The organism is Candidatus Karelsulcia muelleri, from assembly GCF_003214255.1.
Classification (GTDB): Bacteria; Bacteroidota; Bacteroidia; order Flavobacteriales; family Blattabacteriaceae; genus Karelsulcia; species Karelsulcia muelleri_B.
In genome coordinates this window covers 70,708-87,500 of record NZ_CP029011.1, presented here as the reverse complement: position 1 = coordinate 87,500, position 16,793 = coordinate 70,708, and the positions used below count along the sequence as shown (strand labels likewise).

Here is a 16,793-nt window from a genome sequence, read left to right as displayed (position 1 = left end):
CTTTAAATGAATAGCTGCTTCCAAGCTAACATCCTAGCTATCATCGTAAATGAACTTCGTTTCTTCAACTTAGTATATACTTTGGGGCCTTAGCTGTTGGTCTGGGTTGTTTCCCTCTCGGACCTGGACCTTAGCACCCAGGCCCTCACTATTGTGTAACATATTCCAGCATTCGGAGTTTGTCAAGAATTAGTAGACGATGAAGTCCCCTCATCTAATCAGTAGCTCTACCTCTGTAATATTTTTACACAATGCTGCACCTAAATGCATTTCGGGGAGTACGAGCTATCTCCGAGTTTGATTAGCCTTTCACTCCTACCCACAGGTCATCCGAAAACTTTTCAACGTTTACCAGTTCGGTCCTCCACTATGTTTTACCATAGCTTCAACCTGCCCATGGGGAGATCACTCGGTTTCGCGTCTAATTATCCCGACTCCTTGCATATTTAATACTCGCTTTCGCTCCGGCTCCATAACTTAATTATTTAACCTTGCCGGAATAATTAACTCGTAGGTTCATTATGCAAAAGGCACGACGTTACTTTATAAAAAAGCTTCGACTGCTTGTAAGCGGATGGTTTCAGGATCTCTTTCACTCTTCTCTTCGAAGTTCTTTTCACCTTTCCCTCACGGTACTAGTTCACTATCGGTCTCTGACAAGTATTTAGCCTTCCCAGATGGTCCTGGTCAATTCAAACAGGATTTCACGTGTCCCGTTTTACTCAGGATCCTACTATGTTAGTATTATATTTCATATACAGGTCTTTCACCTTCTATGGATATTTATTCCAAAATATTTTATTATATAATAATTAATCAATCTTATAGTCCTATAACCCCATTATAGCAAATAATAGTTTGGGCTTTTCTGGTTTCGCTCGCCGCTACTTACAGAATCACTTTTGTTTTCTTTTCCTCTGGTTACTTAGATGTTTCAGTTCTCCAGGTTTCCCTCAAAATGAGGCTGAATTTTCAGATTCAGCGAGTTCCCTCATTCGGAAATTTGTGGATCATTTTTTCTGAGCTAATCACCACAACTTATCGCAGCTTCTCACGTCCTTCATCGTCTTTCAGAGCCAAGGCATCCACCATCCGCTCTTCTTTGCTTCTTCAATTTAAATTTTCTTCTCTTTCATCCTTCCTTACTTACTTCCTTCCTTTCATCCCTACCTCCTTTCATCCTTCCTTTCATCCTTACCTCCTTACCTACCTTCCTTCTTTTCTCCTACTCCTTCTACCCAATCCCTCCACCTCCTTTACTACTAACTTTTTCAGTGGAGAATATCGGATTTGAACCGATGACCTTCTGATTGCAAAACAGATGCTCTAGCCATCTGAGCTAATTCCCCATTGATAAGTAGTCTCGAGCGGATTTGAACCGCTGGCCTCTACATTATCAGTGTAGCGCTCTCACCAACTGAGCTACGAGACTTTTTATTTATCTAATATATAATATATATTATATAATATAATAAATAAAAGTCTCAAAATTTTTTAAAAGCATTAAAAGGATTTTCTATAAAATTTTTATCCTCTAAAAACAGAGATGTTCCAGCCGCACCTTCCGGTACGGCTACCTTGTTACGACTTAGCCCTAGTTATTAGACTTACCTTAGGCAGTTTCCTTCTATAAAGGTCACCGATTTTAGGTACTTCCAACTTCCATGGCTTGACGGGCGGTGTGTACAAGGCCCGGGTACATATTCACCGCGCCATGGCTGATGCACGATTACTAGCGATTCCAGCTTCATAGAGTCGAGTTGCAGACTCCAATCCGAACTTAGATCGGCTTTAAAGATTTGCTTCTGGTCACCCAGTTGCTGCCTTTTGTACCGACCATTGTAACACGTGTGTGGCCCAAAACATAAGGGCCGTGATGATTTGACGTCGTCCCCGCCTTCCTCTCGGCTTACGCCGGCAGTCTTATTAGAGTCCCCAACATTACTTGATGGTAACTAATAATAAGGGTTGCGCTCGTTCAAAGACTTAACCTCACACCTCACGGCACGAGCTGACGACAACCATGCAGCACCTTGTACTCCGTCTAATGACTAAATTGTTTCCAATTTATTCGTAATACATTTAAGTTTTGGTAAGGTTCCTCGCGTATCATCGAATTAAACCACATGCTCCACCGATTGTGCGGACCCCCGTCAATTCCTTTGAGTTTCAACCTTGCGGTCGTACTCCTCAGGTGGATCACTTATCACTTTCGCTTGACCACTGAATTATTCTCCAATAGTTAGTGATCATCGTTTACGGCATGGACTACCAGGGTATCTAATCCTGTTTGCTACCCATGCTTTCGTGCCTCAGTGTCAGTCTAGGTTTAGTAACCTGCTTGCGCTATCGGTGTTCTGTGTGATCTCTATGCATTTCACCGCTCCACCACACATTCCAGTTACTCCAACCTCACTCTAGTTTATCAGTCTCAATAGCACTTTTAAAGTTAAGCTTTAAGATTTCACTACTGACTTAAAAAACAACCTACGCACCCTTTAAACCCAATAAATCCGGATAACGCTTGTATCCTCTGTTTTACCGCGGCTGCTGGCACAGAGTTGGCCGATACTTATTCGTATATTACCTTCAATTTTTCTAAAAATAGAATTTTTTATTCATATACAAAAGTAGTTTACAACCTAAATTGCCTTCTTCCTACACGCGGAGTGGCTGGTTCAGAGTTGCCTCCATTGACCAATATTCCTCACTGCTGCCTTCCGTAGAAGTTTGGTCCGTGTCTCAGTACCAATGTGGGGGGACGCCCTCTCAGGCCCCCTACCGATCATTGTCTTGGGAAGCCATTACCTTCCCAACTAACTAATCGGACAAACGCCTATCTTATGCCATAATAACTTTAACCAAATTTCTTAATAAAAAATGGTATTATGAAGTATTAATCCAAGTTTCCTCGGGCTATCCTTCAGCATAAGGAAAGTTACGTATGTATTACTCACCCGTACGCCGGTTGCCAAACAAAAAACATAAGTTAAGTAAACTTATCTTATATTTTTTTTGATGCCCCTCGACTTGCATGTGTTAGGCCCTCCGCTAGCGTTTATCCTGAGCAAGGATCAAACTCTTCAATGTGAATTGATTTTTCTTCCAATATTTTTTCTTTTAAAGAAAAATCCTTTTAAGCTTTTAAAAAAAAGAACGTTTTTTTAATTAGAAATAATTTATTAATAATTATTTATTAATAATTATTTGATTTTCTCTTATTCTTATTATATATCTTTTTTTTTTAAAATCCAAATTGATTTTTTTTAGTTTTTTTTTAAATTTTTAATATTATTTTTTTTTAATATGAAAAAAAAATTTCTTCTTAAAAAAGAATTAAAAATTTTTGAAAAACAATTTCTTTTTTTCTTAAAAAGTAAAATTCTTTTTTTAAAGAAAATTAAAAATTATTTTTTTTTAAAAAAAGGAAAATATGTTAGACCTCTTTTAATCTTCTTAATAACTAAGATGTTAGGAACTATTTCTAAAAAAACTTATAAGTTAGCCTCTATAATAGAATTAATCCATACAGCATCCATCATCCATGATGATGTAATTGATAATAGTTCTTTTAGAAGAGGTTTTTTAACTATTAATTCCTTATGGAATAATAAAATTGCAGTAATTTTTGGAGACTACATTTTTTCAAAAAGTTTAAATCTTGCATTAAATCATAATTATAATCATTATAATAATTTATTTTCTAATCTCATCTTAAAAATGAGTGAAGGAGAATTGTATCAAATTGACTTTATTAAAAATCATAAATTTTATGAAAAAAATTATAAAAAAATAATTTTTAATAAAACCGCATTACTTCTAAGTACTTGTTGTGAACAAAGTGGAAAATTACTTAAAAAAAAACACACTCTTTTTTTTTTAAAAAAAATCGGCATTTTAATTGGGTTATCTTTTCAAATAAAAGATGATTTATTAGATTATAATAATTTTAATCAACATAATAATTTTAATCAACAAAATTTATTTTTAAAATTAAATGAAACAAAAATTACCTTCCCATTTATTTATAGTTTCAATAAAGCTTCTTTCAAAGAAAAAAAATGGATATTGAATCTTTCAAAGAAAAAACAAAATTTTTTTTTTTTTTATAAAAAATTAATTAATTTTATTTTGTTTTTAGGTGGAATAGAATTTTCTATTTATAAAATGAAATTATTCACCAATAAAGCCTTAATTCAATTAAATAATTTTCCTAACAATTCAGCAAATAAATCATTAAAAACATTAATTTTTTTCTTTATAAATAGGAAATTTTAACCTTATGAATTTAATTTTAAAAAAAGAAAAATACTTAATTAAGAAAATTAAATCTTTTTCTTCTTTAGAAGAAAGATATTTCTTTTTAATAAATCATGGAAAAAAATTATTATTAATGAATAAAAAAAATCTTATTGATAACAATCTAATTGAAGATTGTCAATCTAAACTTTGGATTAAAATTAATTTAAATAAAAAAAAACTAATTATCAAAATTTTTACTACAGCCCTTTTTCCAAAAGGAATTTTTTTTTTAATAAAATATATTTATTCCAATTCTTCTTTAAAAGAAATTAAAAATTATAATCATAATTTTTATAAACAATTAAATTTAAAATCTTTTTTTTCCCAATTAAGAAATAATGGTTTATTATTTATAATCAACAAAATTCTTTTTTTTAATTCTAAATTTTTAAAATAGACTTATTATTTTTTTATTAAAAAATTTTTTATTTTTAATAAAAATAAACTTCCAATCAAAATAAATGAACTTATTTCTTCCATTCCTAATCCCGACATAATTCCTACATTATCAGATGTAATTAGGTTATATATATTTAAATAATTACCTATTAAAATATTTAAACATAAAAATATTATAATTTTTTTCTTTTTTTTTCTTAAAAAGAAAAATGGAATTATAAAATTTATTATTATCAATAATATATCTAAATTTTTTAAATTTAAAATTTTATTGGAATAAAATAACGTTTCTTCAGGAATATTACTATACCAAATTAACAAAAATTGTGCAAATAAAAAATAACACCATAAAAAACTAGCAGAAAATAAATAATTTGATAAATTCTGTAAATGTTTTTTTTTAAAATTTAAAAACACTTGTTTTTTATTTAAACAAATTGATAATAAACTAATTAAACTAATTCCTAATACTAAATTAGTCCCTATTAAATACCAATTAAAAATTGTACTTATCCAATCTAAATGGAAAAACATTATCCAATTCCATCCTATAAAAGGAAAAATTAATGAAAAAAAAATTACAAATAAAACTGAATATTTTCTTTTTTTTTTTAAATCTTTTTCCTTTTCACAAATTCTTTTTATAAAAAAATTAATTACATATATATATATAAATGATATCATCAATTTCTTCATAAAATAAATTATATTTTTTTTATTTAAAATATTTAAATAAAAAATATTATTTATTCCTAAATAATTTAATATTATTAATATTAAAATATTCATTCCTCCAAAAGGAAAGAAAGAAATTATACTTTCCATAATCTTTATTAATCCTAATGACCATTTTGATTTCGAAATATATTGAATTGTTAAAAATAACAATCCTCCTAATGAAATATTAACAAAATAAATATTAGAAGTGTATAATGCTACCCAAGGTTTATTACAAATTTTTTTAATAAAATTATATTTAAAATTATTATAATCATATATATTATTTTTTTTTAATTTTAAACTTAAACCATCTATTAATTGAATTATTTCATATTCATGAATATATGATTTTTTATAAATTGTTATTAACATTAATAATAATCCAATAATGAATATTAATCTTAATTTTCTCTTTTGAAGTTTCTTCATCTTAATTTTTATATTTTAAATTCATAACATATTCTGCTATTTTCCATCTATCTAACATAGATAAATTTGAATAATAAGAACCCATATTATTTTTTCCATACATTATAACATGAAAAATACTTCCAATACATATATCAAGTTCTTTATAAGAAGGAACTCCGAAAATTTTTTCATTTTTTACTAAAATTCCCTTTCCATCTCCTTTCGAACCATGGCAAATGGCGCAATTTCTATCATATAAATATTTTCCTCTTTTTAAAATTGATTTTTTTTTTCCTTTTAAAGGAGAAATTTTTATTTCTTTTGAAAGATTATATCCTTTATTATTATTCGGTAATGTATATGGTAAAATTTTTTCCTTATTTTGAGGAATAGTTCCTTTAACTGGATTTAAACCAATTTTTCCAAAAGGATAAAATTTCATTTTTGTTTTTATTTTTTTTTTAAATGTCAATATGTTTTTTCTATCTGGCTCATATGCTTTTGAAGAATACATATCTGGCATATAAACATTTTTAGGCAAAATATTCTTATTGCACGATACCATCATTATTATATAAATAAATATATATATATATTTTTTATACATAAAAATTAAATTTTATTTTTTTATACTTATTTCTAAAACTCCATTGGTTTTTAAGAAATTTACAAAATTTCTTATATTATTATATAATCTTATTTCCATTAAAAATTTATCATCTGTAGTTCTTCCATCAGGATTCTTTGGAAAAGATCCTGGATATAAATTACATTTAAAAAAATAAGTTAAACACATAAAATGTGCCGTACAAAAAATTGTGATTTCAAATAAAATTGGTATAAATGATGGAAAATTTAAATAAAAACTATAAGAAGGTTTTCCTCCAATATTTTGAGGCCAATCCAATATCATTGAATACCAAGTTATTAAACTTGAAATCAAAAATCCAAATAATCCATAATAAAAAATTTTTATATTAAAAGGTGATTTTAACTTTATTCCATGAATTGGAAAAGGAGAATAAATATTCTTAATTTTAATTTTTAATAAATTAATTCTTTTTATTTCTTTTAAAATCATTTCATCATTATCATATAATGCATATATTATATTTTTCATTTATTTTAATTTTTTTTTAAAATTGTTTTTAATTCAGATTGTGAAATAACAGGTATTGATTTTATATATAGAAGATATAATAAAAAAAACAAACCATTAGTTCCTATAAAAATTCCTAAATCTACAAAAGATGGAAAAAATCCTACCCAAGAGGAAGGTAAATAATCATGACTTAAATTTAAAACAATTATATTGAAACGTTCAAACCACATTCCTATATTAATAAATATAGCTATTAAAAATGACCACAAATAATTTGTTCTTATTTTTTTAACCCATAACAATTGGGGAATAATCATATTACATATAATCAGTGCCCAAAAAGCCCACCAAAAAGGACCTATTGCAGCATTTGAAGAAAAATATATAAAATCTTCAAATGGATTCTTAGAATACCAAGCTAATATATATTCAGCAATATATGCCAGAGCCACAATTCCTCCAGTAACCAATATTACTAAATTCATACATTCTAAATGCTTTTTAGTAATAAAATTTTCTAACTTTAAGAGTTTCCTCATTATTCCTAATAAAATTTGAACCATTGCAAAACCTGAAAAAATAGCTCCGGCTACAAAATATGGAGGAAAAATTGTACTATGCCATCCTTTAATAACAGATGTAGCAAAATCAAAAGAAACTATTGTATGTACTGAAAATACTAAAGGTGTACAAATCCCAGCTAATAATAAAGATACTTTTTCAAAAAATTGCCATTGTTTTAAATCTCCTCCCCAGCCAAAACTTAAAATATTATATATTTTTTTTTTAAAAGGATTTTTCATTTTATCACGAATCATAGCAAAATCTGGAATTAATCCTATAAACCAAAACACTAAAGAAACAGAAAAATATGTGCTAATAGCAAAAACATCCCATAACAATGGAGAATTAAAGTTTGGCCATAATGTTCCAAATTGATTAGGAATAGGAAATACCCAGTATGCATTCCATGGCCGGCCCATATGAATTATTGGAAATATTGCTGCTTGAATTACAGCAAATATAGTCATAGCTTCTGCTGATCTATTTATAGATAGACGCCATTTTTGTCTAAATAAAAATAATACTGCTGAAATTAAAGTTCCAGCATGCCCAATTCCTACCCACCACACAAAATTAGTAATATCCCATGCCCAATTTATAGTTTTATTTAACCCCCAAACTCCTATTCCTGTATGTATGGTATACAAAATACAAATTCCCCCCCAAATAAATGCCATTAAAGAGCATAGAAATGAAATCCACCATAATTTACTAGCTTTGTTTTTTATAGGTTTAATAATACTATTACTAATCTCAGTATAGTTATTTCTTCCTAAGATTAAAGGAGTCGACATTTAATTAAAATTACTTATTTTATTTTTTTTCTTTTTTTGTTTAAAATTTCTTATTTTTATATTATAAAACACATTAGGATTCACTCCTAAAAAATCTAATAGTTTATAACTTCTATCACTTAATTTTTTTTTTATAATTTTTGATGAATTATCATTCATATCTCCAAAACTAATAGCATTAGTAGGACATACTTTAGAACATGCTGTTTGAAATTCATCATCTTTAATTTTTCTTTCTTCTTTTTTTGCTTTTAAAATTACTGCTTGCGTCATTTGTATACAAAGAGAACATTTTTCCATTACTCCTCTACTTCTTATTACTACATCGGGATTTAATACAAATTTATCTAAATTTGAATTTATATTCATTGGAAATTTAAATTTATTAGAATAATTAAACCAATTAAAACGACGTACTTTATATGGACAATTATTTGCGCAATATCTTGTACCTATACAACGATTATAAGTCATCATATTTTGACCTTGTTTTCCATGTGTAGTAGCCCCTACAGGGCAAACTGTTTCACAAGGAGCATTATTACAATGTTGACACATTATTGGTTGAAATATAATTTTCGGATTTTCCCATTCTGGGAGTAAAAGATTTTTATAAAATTTAGGTTCAGTAAAAGGGTTTTTATATCCCAAATTTTTTTTTTTAAAAAAAAAATTTTCTTTTTTATTTTTACTAGAATAATATCTATCTACTCGTAACCAATGCATATCTCTAAAATTCCGAATTTCTTTTTTTCCTACAATAGGAATATTATTTTCTACATTACATGCAATTACACAAGCTGTACAACCTGTACATTTATTTAAATCAATTGAAAGATTAAAATGATGACCATTTTTTTCTTCTTTCACAAAAAGATTTTTTTTAAAAAAATTTTTTTGTTTACATACAAATTTTTTTTTATTTAAATAAATAAAAAGATTTTTTTCTTTTGCAAGAGAATTTCTCCCGGCGGTAGTATTTTGTAATTGAATACAAGAAAATTTATAATTTTTACTACTTTTTTTTAAAAGAATATTTCTTTGAATCAAAGAAAAATTTTTATATAATAAATAAGCATTAAAGCCTTTACTTAGTTTAGTAACTTTTCCTTTTTTTCTTCCATATCCAAATGATAATCCTATCGTTCCTATGGCTTGGCCAGGTTGAATATATACAGGAATATCTTTTATTATTAAATTTTTAAAAATTAAATTCACACAATTTCCATTCAAAGCTCCTGTTTCTACATTCCAATTTTTTAGTTTTAAATTTTTTGCATCTTTCAAAGACATAGTTAAATAATTTTCCCATGTAGTTCTAGTAATAGGATCTGGTAATTCTTGTAACCAAGGATTATCAGATTGTCTTCCATCTCCTATACTTGTTTTTAAATATAATCTTAATTCAAAATTTTTTTTGTTTTTTATATTCAAAATATAGTTTGAAGGTTGTTTTTTTATATTTAAATTCAATTTTTCTTTAAGTTTAAAACTTCCATGAAATAAAGCTTTGTTAAAAGAATTTAAATCGGATTTTTTCATAATTTTTTTTTCAAAAAAAATTTTTAAATAATCTGAATATTTAATTTTTTTTTTATTTTTAAAATTATTAAAAAATAAATTTTTTATTTTAAAATGATTTGGGTTTTTTTTTATCCATTTTAATAAGGAATCTTCAAATTGTCGAGTATTAAAAATTTTTCTTATAGTTGGTTGTCTTAAACAATACATTCCTGTTAAAGGTTTATAATCTCCCCAAGATTCAAGCCAATGATGAATAGGAGCCCAAATCTCCATATAATCTGAAGTTTCATCTTCTTTCATTGCAAATGAAATCGTTAAAGGTATTTTTCTTAAATAAGATTTAATTTTTTCATCATAAAAACTATATATCGGATTAGTATTAAATACTAATAATGCTCCAATTTTATTATTGGATAATTCTTCAATAAATTTAAAAAAAATTTTATCATTACTTTCTTTTAAAAGAATAAATTTATTCTTTTTTAATGCATTACTTTTAATTTTCTTATTTATTAATAATGCCATTTCATACATTTCTTTATTTCCATCAGCAATCACAAGAGTTTTATTTCCTTTTTTTAAAATTTTTTTTACTAATGTAATTGCTAATTTATTTTTTGATTTATTTTTTAATCCTTTATAAACTTCAAACAGTAAATTTTGAATTTCAGTTAAATTCATTGGAATTCTTAAATCTGCATTTGCTCCAGATAAACTCATATTACTTTCTATCTGAATATGATTTATCATCGATAAATTAGGTTTTTTTCTTTTTACATAAACTTTATGAAAATTTTGAGGACTCCAATCTCCTAAAAAATCAGCATCAAAAGATATTAATAATTCAATTTTAGATAAATCATAATATGGTATTGCTCTTTTACCTAAAATATTTTTTACAGCATTTAAAGTTGATGAATAAGAAATTGAATCATATATTATATGATTGGTTTTTTTATAAACTCTAGAAAAATCATAAATTAATTGTTTAGTAGATGGACTAGGTAATGAAGACGTTAAAATCACAATTTTTTTCTTTGATTTTGATAAATTTATTAATCTTTTAATAATAATATTATCTAATTTTTTCCAAGAAATTTTTTTTTTCTTTATTGAAGGAAATTTCAATCTTTTATTATCATAAAGTGATAATATCGAACTTTGAATCCTAGATGATACCTCATTTAAATCTTTTGATTTTTTATTATATTCTATTTTTAAAGGTCTTCCATCTCTAGTTTTTATAATAACGTTTCCAAAATCAAAGCCATCATACATAGTAGAAGCATAATAATTCGAAACTCCAGGAGTAATAGATTCTGGTTTTATAATATATGGAATAGATTCTATTATAGGTCCTTTACAAGCTGCTAAAGTTACCGATAATGTAGTAAACCCTAAGATTTTTAAAAAATCTCTTCGTGTTATTTTTATATATTTTTTTTTCATAAAAAATTTATTTAATTAATATTATATTAATAATTAATAAAAACTCCTCTTTCATATTCATTTTTTTAAAGTTTTAATAATTTTTAATAATGACATTTTCCACATTCTATTCCTCCTATTGAACTAATCGTTTTATTTAAATTTTTTTTATTAAAATAATTTAAATAATATTTATTGTGTTTATTAATTTTTGTTTGCTTGTGACATTTTATACACCATTCCATAGTAAAATCATTATACATTGATATTTTATCCATATTTTTAACATCGCCATGACAAGCTTCACAAGTTGAATCTACCTTTTTTGATTTTTTTATTTCTTTTCCTGCAACTATAATATGTTGAGAATGATTAAAATAAACAAAATCAGGTAAATTGTGAATTCTTATCCATTTTATATTAAATTCTTTGCCATAAATCACTCTACTTCTTTCATTCCAGCCTAAATATTTATATATTTTTTTTATTTCATTGTCAAAATATTTTTTTGTTTTTCCAAAACAAAAATAATTTCCATTATATTCATTAATGGATAAATGACAATTCATACATACATTTAATGATGGAATTCCTGAAACTTTACTATATATAGAACTATAATGACAATATTCACATGGAATCTGATTAATTCCAGAATGGATTTTATGAGAAAAAAATATCGGTTGATTAGGTTTATATCCTTTATTTACATCTATTCTCATTAAAAAAATCCATAAAATCCATATAACATATGTTATCAATAATATTTGAATTATATAATATATTTTTTTAATTTTTAATTTCATTCTTATTAATAAAAATACTAATTTAGTTGTAGATAATTCTCTTTTTTTTAAACCGTTTTCTTTAAAAGAATTTAATTTTAAAATTTTTAAAAAATAAATTAATTTGTTTATTAAATAAATAAGTATTAAACTTAATATAAATAAACTTAAAAAAATTGTTCTAATAAATGGATCCTTTAAATAATTTATCAAATTAAAATTTGATTTTTCAATCATAATTTTATTATTTTTTTTATTTAAATTATTTGATTTTTTAATAAAAAATAAGATATCCTTTATCTCTTTCTTAGACAATTTAGTAAATAATGGCATTTCTACTTTATTAGAATTATTATATAATTCAATTGCTTCTTTATCTCCTGATTCTCTTAATTTTTTATTATTTTTTATCCATTTATAAAGCCATTTTTTATTTCTTTTTTCATTTATTCCATATAAAGGAGGACCTATTAATTTTTTTTTTAATTCTAAAGAATGACAAGCAGTACAATTTTGTTTAAATAAATTTTTTCCATGTTCTATTTTTTTATTTAAATTCGAATAACAATTTTTTATATTCAAAATATAAAAAATTGAAATTGATATTAATATTAATTTTATTTTTTTTAAATTCATATTTTTTTAAAAGATTTCTTCATTATATTATAATTGGGTAATATATAATCTTTAATCTAATATATATCAATTCAATTTATAATCAATTTTGTAATAATAATAAAAAAAAAGTGTATATGCCGATGTAGCTTAGTTGGTTAGAGCACGTGATTTGTAATCTCGAGGTCGTGGGTTCGATTCCCTCCATCGGCTCATGGAATTTATATTTTATTTTATATATAAATATATAGAATTGGGGAGATACTCAAGTGGTTAACGAGAACAGACTGTAAATCTGCTGGATTATTCCTTCGTAGGTTCGAATCCTACTCTTCCCACTATGCACTATGCGGGAATAGCTCAGTTGGTAGAGCATCAGCCTTCCAAGTTGAATGTCGCGGGTTCAAATCCCGTTTCCCGCTCAAAATATTTTATTTTCCGCTCGGCCTGCCGATGTAGCTCAGTTGGAAGAGTACTTTCTTGGTAAGAAAGAGGTCACGGGTTCAACCCCCGTCATTGGCTCTTAAAGAAAAGAAAAGAAAAGATAAGATAAAAGAAAAAAAAATATGGCAAAAGAAATATTTAAACGTGATAAACCTCATTTAAATATAGGAACAATAGGTCATGTAGATCACGGTAAAACTACTTTAACTGCTTCTATAACAACAGTTTTAGCTAAAAAAGGACTAGCAATAGCTAAAGATTTTAGTTCAATTGATAATGCTCCTGAAGAACAAGAAAGAGGAATAACAATAAATACTTCCCATGTAGAATATCAAACTGAATCACGTCATTATGCTCATGTAGATTGTCCAGGACATGCTGATTATGTGAAAAATATGGTTACAGGTGCTGCTCAAATGGATGGAGCAATTTTAGTAGTAGCTGCAACAGATGGACCCATGCCTCAAACAAGAGAACATATTTTATTAGCTCGTCAAGTAGGAGTACCAAATTTAGTAGTTTTTATGAATAAAGTAGATCAAGTGGATGATCCAGAACTAATAGAATTAGTAGAAATTGAAATTCGAGAATTGTTATCTAAATATGAATATGATGGAGAAAATATTCCAATTATACAAGGTTCAGCATTAGGAGCTTTAAATGGAGAAGAAAAATGGATAAAAAAAGTAGAAGACCTTTTGAAAGCTGTGGATAATTATATAAAAGAACCCATAAGAGATATAGAAAAACCCTTTTTAATGCCAATTGAAGATGTTTTTACTATTACAGGACGTGGAACTGTAGCCACAGGACGGATAGAAACAGGTATTATAAATACAGGAGATTCTATTGAAATAATAGGAATGGGGGAAAAAAAACTTAATTCTATAGTTACTGGAGTAGAAATGTTTAGAAAAATTTTAGATAAAGGCCAAGCTGGAGATAATGTAGGTTTATTATTAAGAGGGATAGAAAAAAAAGATATCCGTCGTGGAATGGTTATATCATATCCTGGATATATTACTCCTCATAAAAAATTTATGGCTCAAGTATATATTTTAAAAAAAGAAGAAGGAGGCCGGCATACTCCTTTTCATAATAAATATAAACCTCAATTTTATTTAAGAACAACAGATGTAACAGGAACAATTATATTATTAAATAATGTAGAAATGGTAATGCCAGGAGATAACATTACTGTAGAAGTAGAACTTTTTCAACCAGTTGCCTTAAGTGAAGGTTTAAGATTTGCAATTCGTGAAGGTGGAAAAACAGTTGGTGCTGGACAAGTAATTAAAATACTTGATTAAAAACGGGTGTAGCTCAGTAGGTTAGAGCATTGGTCTCCAAAACCAAAGGTCGTGAGTTCGATTCTTACCACCCGTGAATTTAAAGCCGGATGCTGATGAAAATTAAAAAAATAGTTTCAAATTTTTATAAAGATTATTTTTTAAATATAAACTGGCCAACATTATTAACTATAAAAAAAAATATATTATATATAATAATTATATGGATACTATTTTCTAGTATAATTTTTTTGATGGATAAAAGTTTATTTTTTTTGTTAAAAAACATTTTAAATACAGATTCCGAAATAAATTATGATTCGGATTATGAAAGTGAAATTTTTTAATACATTTTGATTTTTATAAAAAAAATAATTATGAATAAAAGAATTTTGAAAAAAATAAAATTACAAATAAAAGGTGGGTTAGCCAATCCAGCACCTCCTATTGGTCCTGCATTAGGAGCTGCTGGGGTAAATATAATGGATTTTTGTAAAAAATTTAATTCTAAAACAGAAGATAAAAAAGAAAAATTGTTACCTGTTATTATAACTATATATGAAGATAAAAATTTTGATTTTATTATAAAACAACCTCCAATCTCTAAACAATTATTAGAAATTTGTAACCTTGAAAAAGGTTCCAAAGAACCAAATAAAATTAAAGTTGGCAAAATTTCTTGGTTAAAAATAAAATTGATTGCAAAAAATAAAATCATAGATATGAATTGTTTCAATATAAAATCTGCTATTTCTATGGTAGCTGGAACAGCTAGATCCATGGGAATTGAAATTTTTTAGTTATTTTATTAACAAGTAAACATACAATGGGAAAAAAAAACAAAAAAAATAAAAAATTATATAATAATATTGATTATAAAAAAAAATATAGTTTAGATGAAGCCTCAAAATTAGTTACACAACAATTGTTTACAAAATTTGATTCATCTGTTGATGTTGCAATATGTTTAGGTGTTGATCCTAAAAAACCTAATCAAATGATACGTGGAACAGTAAATTTACCATATGGAACTGGAAAAAATGTACGAGTATTAGCTTTAATTCCTCCAGAAAGAGAAAAAGAAATAAAAAATGCAGGAGCAGAATACATTGGATTAGATAATTATATAAAAAAAATATATAATGGATGGTTAGAATTTGATGTAATAGTTACAATACCATCAGTAATGATAAAATTAGGGCCATTAGGCAAAATTTTAGGTCCTAGAGGATTAATGCCTAATCCCAAAGCAGGGACAGTAACTCAAAATCCTAAAAAATCTATAAATGAAATAAAATCTGGAAAAATAGAATTTAAAGTTGATAAATATGGCATTATTCATAATGGAATTGGAAAAGTTTCCTTCGGTTTTGAAAAAATAAAACAAAATTTTTTAAAATTAATTAGTGTTTTAAATAAAAAAAAACCATCAACTTTTAAGGGAATTTATTTTAAAAAAATATATTTATCTAGTACTATGGGACCAAGTATATCAGTTATATTATGATTAAAACTAAAAAAAATAAATTAATAAATTTAATATCATCTTATCTTTTTAAGACTAAATCTATTTATTTAGTGAATTTATCAGGGTTAACTTCTAATCAAATTTTTGATTTGAGAAAAAATTGTTATAAACATAAAATAAAATTAAAATTTATAAAAAATACATTACTAAAAAAATCTATAAGAAATTCAAAATTTGAAATTTTCAATAAATTTTTAAAAGGCCCAACTACTTTAATGACATCTAATAATGTTAATGTACCAGCATTAATTATAAATAATTATAAAAAAAAATTTTCTTTAAAAAAAGAATATTTAAAAGCAGCCTTTATAGAAGATATATTATATAGTGGAGATTCACAATTAAAAACATTAATAACACTTAAATCAAAAAATGAATTATTATTAGATATAATTTTTTATCTTAAATTTGAATTAATAAATTTTTTTTTCAATTTAAAAAAAAATTTTAATCTTCTTATATATTCTTTAGTAAAAAAAAAAATTAATTAAGAAAATGAAAATGAATATGAATAAAATGACAGATTTAAAAAAATTAGCGGATAAATTAGTAAATTTAACTGTAAAAGAAGTTACTGAATTATCAACTATTTTAAAAGAAAATTATGGAATAATGGCTCCCCCAACTACTTCAAGTGAAGAAACTAAACTTAGTTTAGAATCTAAACAAGAAAAAAAAACATTTAATGTGATTCTAAAATCATCAGGTCAATCAAAATTAGCCGTAGTGAAATTAATAAAAGAGGTTACTGGAAAAGGTCTTAAAGAATCTAAAGATTTAGTGGATTCTGCTCCAACAATTATAAAAGAATCTTTAAAAAAAGAAGAGGCAGAATCATTAAAAAATAAATTTGAAAACATAGGAGCAGAAATTGAATTAAATTAAAAC

The 16,793-nt window shown here is 25.7% G+C and carries 14 protein-coding genes, 7 tRNA genes and 2 rRNA genes (1 of these 23 running past the window's edge); 13 read left to right on the top strand and 10 right to left on the bottom strand.

Annotated features, from left to right (window positions below; all coding sequences use genetic code 11):
• The 4 genes from DDE61_RS00425 to DDE61_RS00410 form a co-directional block, all read right to left on the bottom strand.
• A 23S ribosomal RNA gene (locus tag DDE61_RS00425) occupies positions 1 to 1,112 on the bottom strand; it reaches 1,796 nt to the left of the window's first position.
• Between the two features lie 163 nt (positions 1,113 to 1,275).
• A tRNA-Ala gene (locus DDE61_RS00420) sits at positions 1,276 to 1,349 on the bottom strand.
• Between the two features lie 9 nt (positions 1,350 to 1,358).
• Positions 1,359 to 1,432: transfer RNA gene (locus DDE61_RS00415), tRNA-Ile, on the bottom strand.
• A 107-nt stretch (positions 1,433 to 1,539) separates the two neighbouring features.
• A 16S ribosomal RNA gene (locus tag DDE61_RS00410) occupies positions 1,540 to 3,090 on the bottom strand.
• The 16S and 23S rRNA genes sit together here with 2 tRNA genes alongside, the layout of an rRNA operon.
• Before the next feature lie 216 nt (positions 3,091 to 3,306).
• Between DDE61_RS00410 and DDE61_RS00405 the strand changes: the two genes are divergently transcribed.
• Positions 3,307 to 4,278, top strand: coding sequence for a polyprenyl synthetase family protein (locus tag DDE61_RS00405; RefSeq protein ID WP_110476747.1), 972 nt, complete (start codon positions 3,307 to 3,309; stop codon positions 4,276 to 4,278).
• Between the two features lie 4 nt (positions 4,279 to 4,282).
• The gene (locus DDE61_RS00400) at positions 4,283 to 4,699 is read left to right on the top strand and encodes a SufE family protein (RefSeq protein WP_110467232.1); all 417 of its coding nucleotides are present in this window, start codon (positions 4,283 to 4,285) and stop codon (positions 4,697 to 4,699) included.
• 5 nt (positions 4,700 to 4,704) lie between these two features.
• On the opposite strand, the gene DDE61_RS00395 is transcribed toward DDE61_RS00400, so the two are convergent.
• The 6 genes from DDE61_RS00395 to DDE61_RS00370 all read right to left on the bottom strand — a co-directional run bounded on the left by DDE61_RS00395 (position 4,705) and on the right by DDE61_RS00370 (position 12,665).
• Positions 4,705 to 5,850 carry a hypothetical protein gene (locus DDE61_RS00395; protein ID WP_110476746.1) on the bottom strand — a complete coding sequence of 382 codons (1,146 nt, stop codon included), beginning with the start codon at positions 5,848 to 5,850 and terminating at the stop codon, positions 4,705 to 4,707.
• A gap of 1 nt (position 5,851) precedes the next feature.
• Entirely contained in the window at positions 5,852 to 6,355 is a 504-nt protein-coding gene (locus DDE61_RS00390; RefSeq protein WP_317045632.1) for a c-type cytochrome, read from the bottom strand.
• Between the two features lie 96 nt (positions 6,356 to 6,451).
• On the bottom strand, positions 6,452 to 6,952 hold the full coding sequence (locus DDE61_RS00385) for a DUF3341 domain-containing protein (protein WP_110474248.1): 501 nt from the start codon (positions 6,950 to 6,952) through the stop codon (positions 6,452 to 6,454).
• Between the two features lie 5 nt (positions 6,953 to 6,957).
• Positions 6,958 to 8,292 (bottom strand): NrfD/PsrC family molybdoenzyme membrane anchor subunit, encoded by a 1,335-nt coding sequence (gene nrfD / locus DDE61_RS00380; RefSeq protein WP_110467228.1) that lies wholly within the window; start codon positions 8,290 to 8,292, stop codon positions 6,958 to 6,960.
• Positions 8,293 to 11,265, bottom strand: a complete 2,973-nt coding sequence (locus DDE61_RS00375; protein WP_110476744.1) for a 4Fe-4S dicluster domain-containing protein — start codon at positions 11,263 to 11,265, stop codon at positions 8,293 to 8,295. It lies immediately after the preceding gene.
• An 83-nt stretch (positions 11,266 to 11,348) separates the two neighbouring features.
• Positions 11,349 to 12,665: a c-type cytochrome gene (locus DDE61_RS00370; RefSeq protein ID WP_110476743.1), complete on the bottom strand. Its 1,317-nt coding sequence runs from the start codon at positions 12,663 to 12,665 to the stop codon at positions 11,349 to 11,351.
• Between the two features lie 118 nt (positions 12,666 to 12,783).
• Here DDE61_RS00370 and DDE61_RS00365 point away from each other — a divergent pair.
• The 11 genes from DDE61_RS00365 (at position 12,784) to rplL (ending at position 16,790) form a co-directional block, all read left to right on the top strand.
• A tRNA-Thr gene (locus DDE61_RS00365) sits at positions 12,784 to 12,857 on the top strand.
• A 42-nt stretch (positions 12,858 to 12,899) separates the two neighbouring features.
• Positions 12,900 to 12,982, top strand: a tRNA-Tyr gene (locus DDE61_RS00360).
• Between the two features lie 11 nt (positions 12,983 to 12,993).
• Positions 12,994 to 13,066 (top strand) — tRNA-Gly (locus DDE61_RS00355).
• 27 nt (positions 13,067 to 13,093) lie between these two features.
• Positions 13,094 to 13,166, top strand: a tRNA-Thr gene (locus DDE61_RS00350).
• A gap of 44 nt (positions 13,167 to 13,210) precedes the next feature.
• Positions 13,211 to 14,398 carry an elongation factor Tu gene (tuf, locus tag DDE61_RS00345; RefSeq protein ID WP_012784041.1) on the top strand — a complete coding sequence of 396 codons (1,188 nt, stop codon included), beginning with the start codon at positions 13,211 to 13,213 and terminating at the stop codon, positions 14,396 to 14,398.
• A 2-nt stretch (positions 14,399 to 14,400) separates the two neighbouring features.
• Positions 14,401 to 14,474: transfer RNA gene (locus DDE61_RS00340), tRNA-Trp, on the top strand.
• Between the two features lie 19 nt (positions 14,475 to 14,493).
• Entirely contained in the window at positions 14,494 to 14,724 is a 231-nt protein-coding gene (locus DDE61_RS00335; RefSeq protein ID WP_110476742.1) for a hypothetical protein, read from the top strand.
• 30 nt (positions 14,725 to 14,754) lie between these two features.
• A complete protein-coding gene (rplK, locus tag DDE61_RS00330) occupies positions 14,755 to 15,177 on the top strand; it encodes a 50S ribosomal protein L11 (RefSeq protein WP_110473318.1) in 423 nt (140 codons plus the stop codon).
• A 26-nt stretch (positions 15,178 to 15,203) separates the two neighbouring features.
• A complete protein-coding gene (rplA, locus tag DDE61_RS00325) occupies positions 15,204 to 15,884 on the top strand; it encodes a 50S ribosomal protein L1 (protein WP_110467222.1) in 681 nt (226 codons plus the stop codon).
• The gene (rplJ, locus tag DDE61_RS00320) at positions 15,881 to 16,396 is read left to right on the top strand and encodes a 50S ribosomal protein L10 (RefSeq protein WP_110476741.1); all 516 of its coding nucleotides are present in this window, start codon (positions 15,881 to 15,883) and stop codon (positions 16,394 to 16,396) included. Before rplA ends, rplJ begins: the two co-directional genes overlap by 4 nt.
• A gap of 4 nt (positions 16,397 to 16,400) precedes the next feature.
• On the top strand, positions 16,401 to 16,790 hold the full coding sequence (gene rplL / locus DDE61_RS00315) for a 50S ribosomal protein L7/L12 (protein ID WP_239493661.1): 390 nt from the start codon (positions 16,401 to 16,403) through the stop codon (positions 16,788 to 16,790).
• The last annotated feature ends 3 nt before the right edge of the window (positions 16,791 to 16,793 follow it).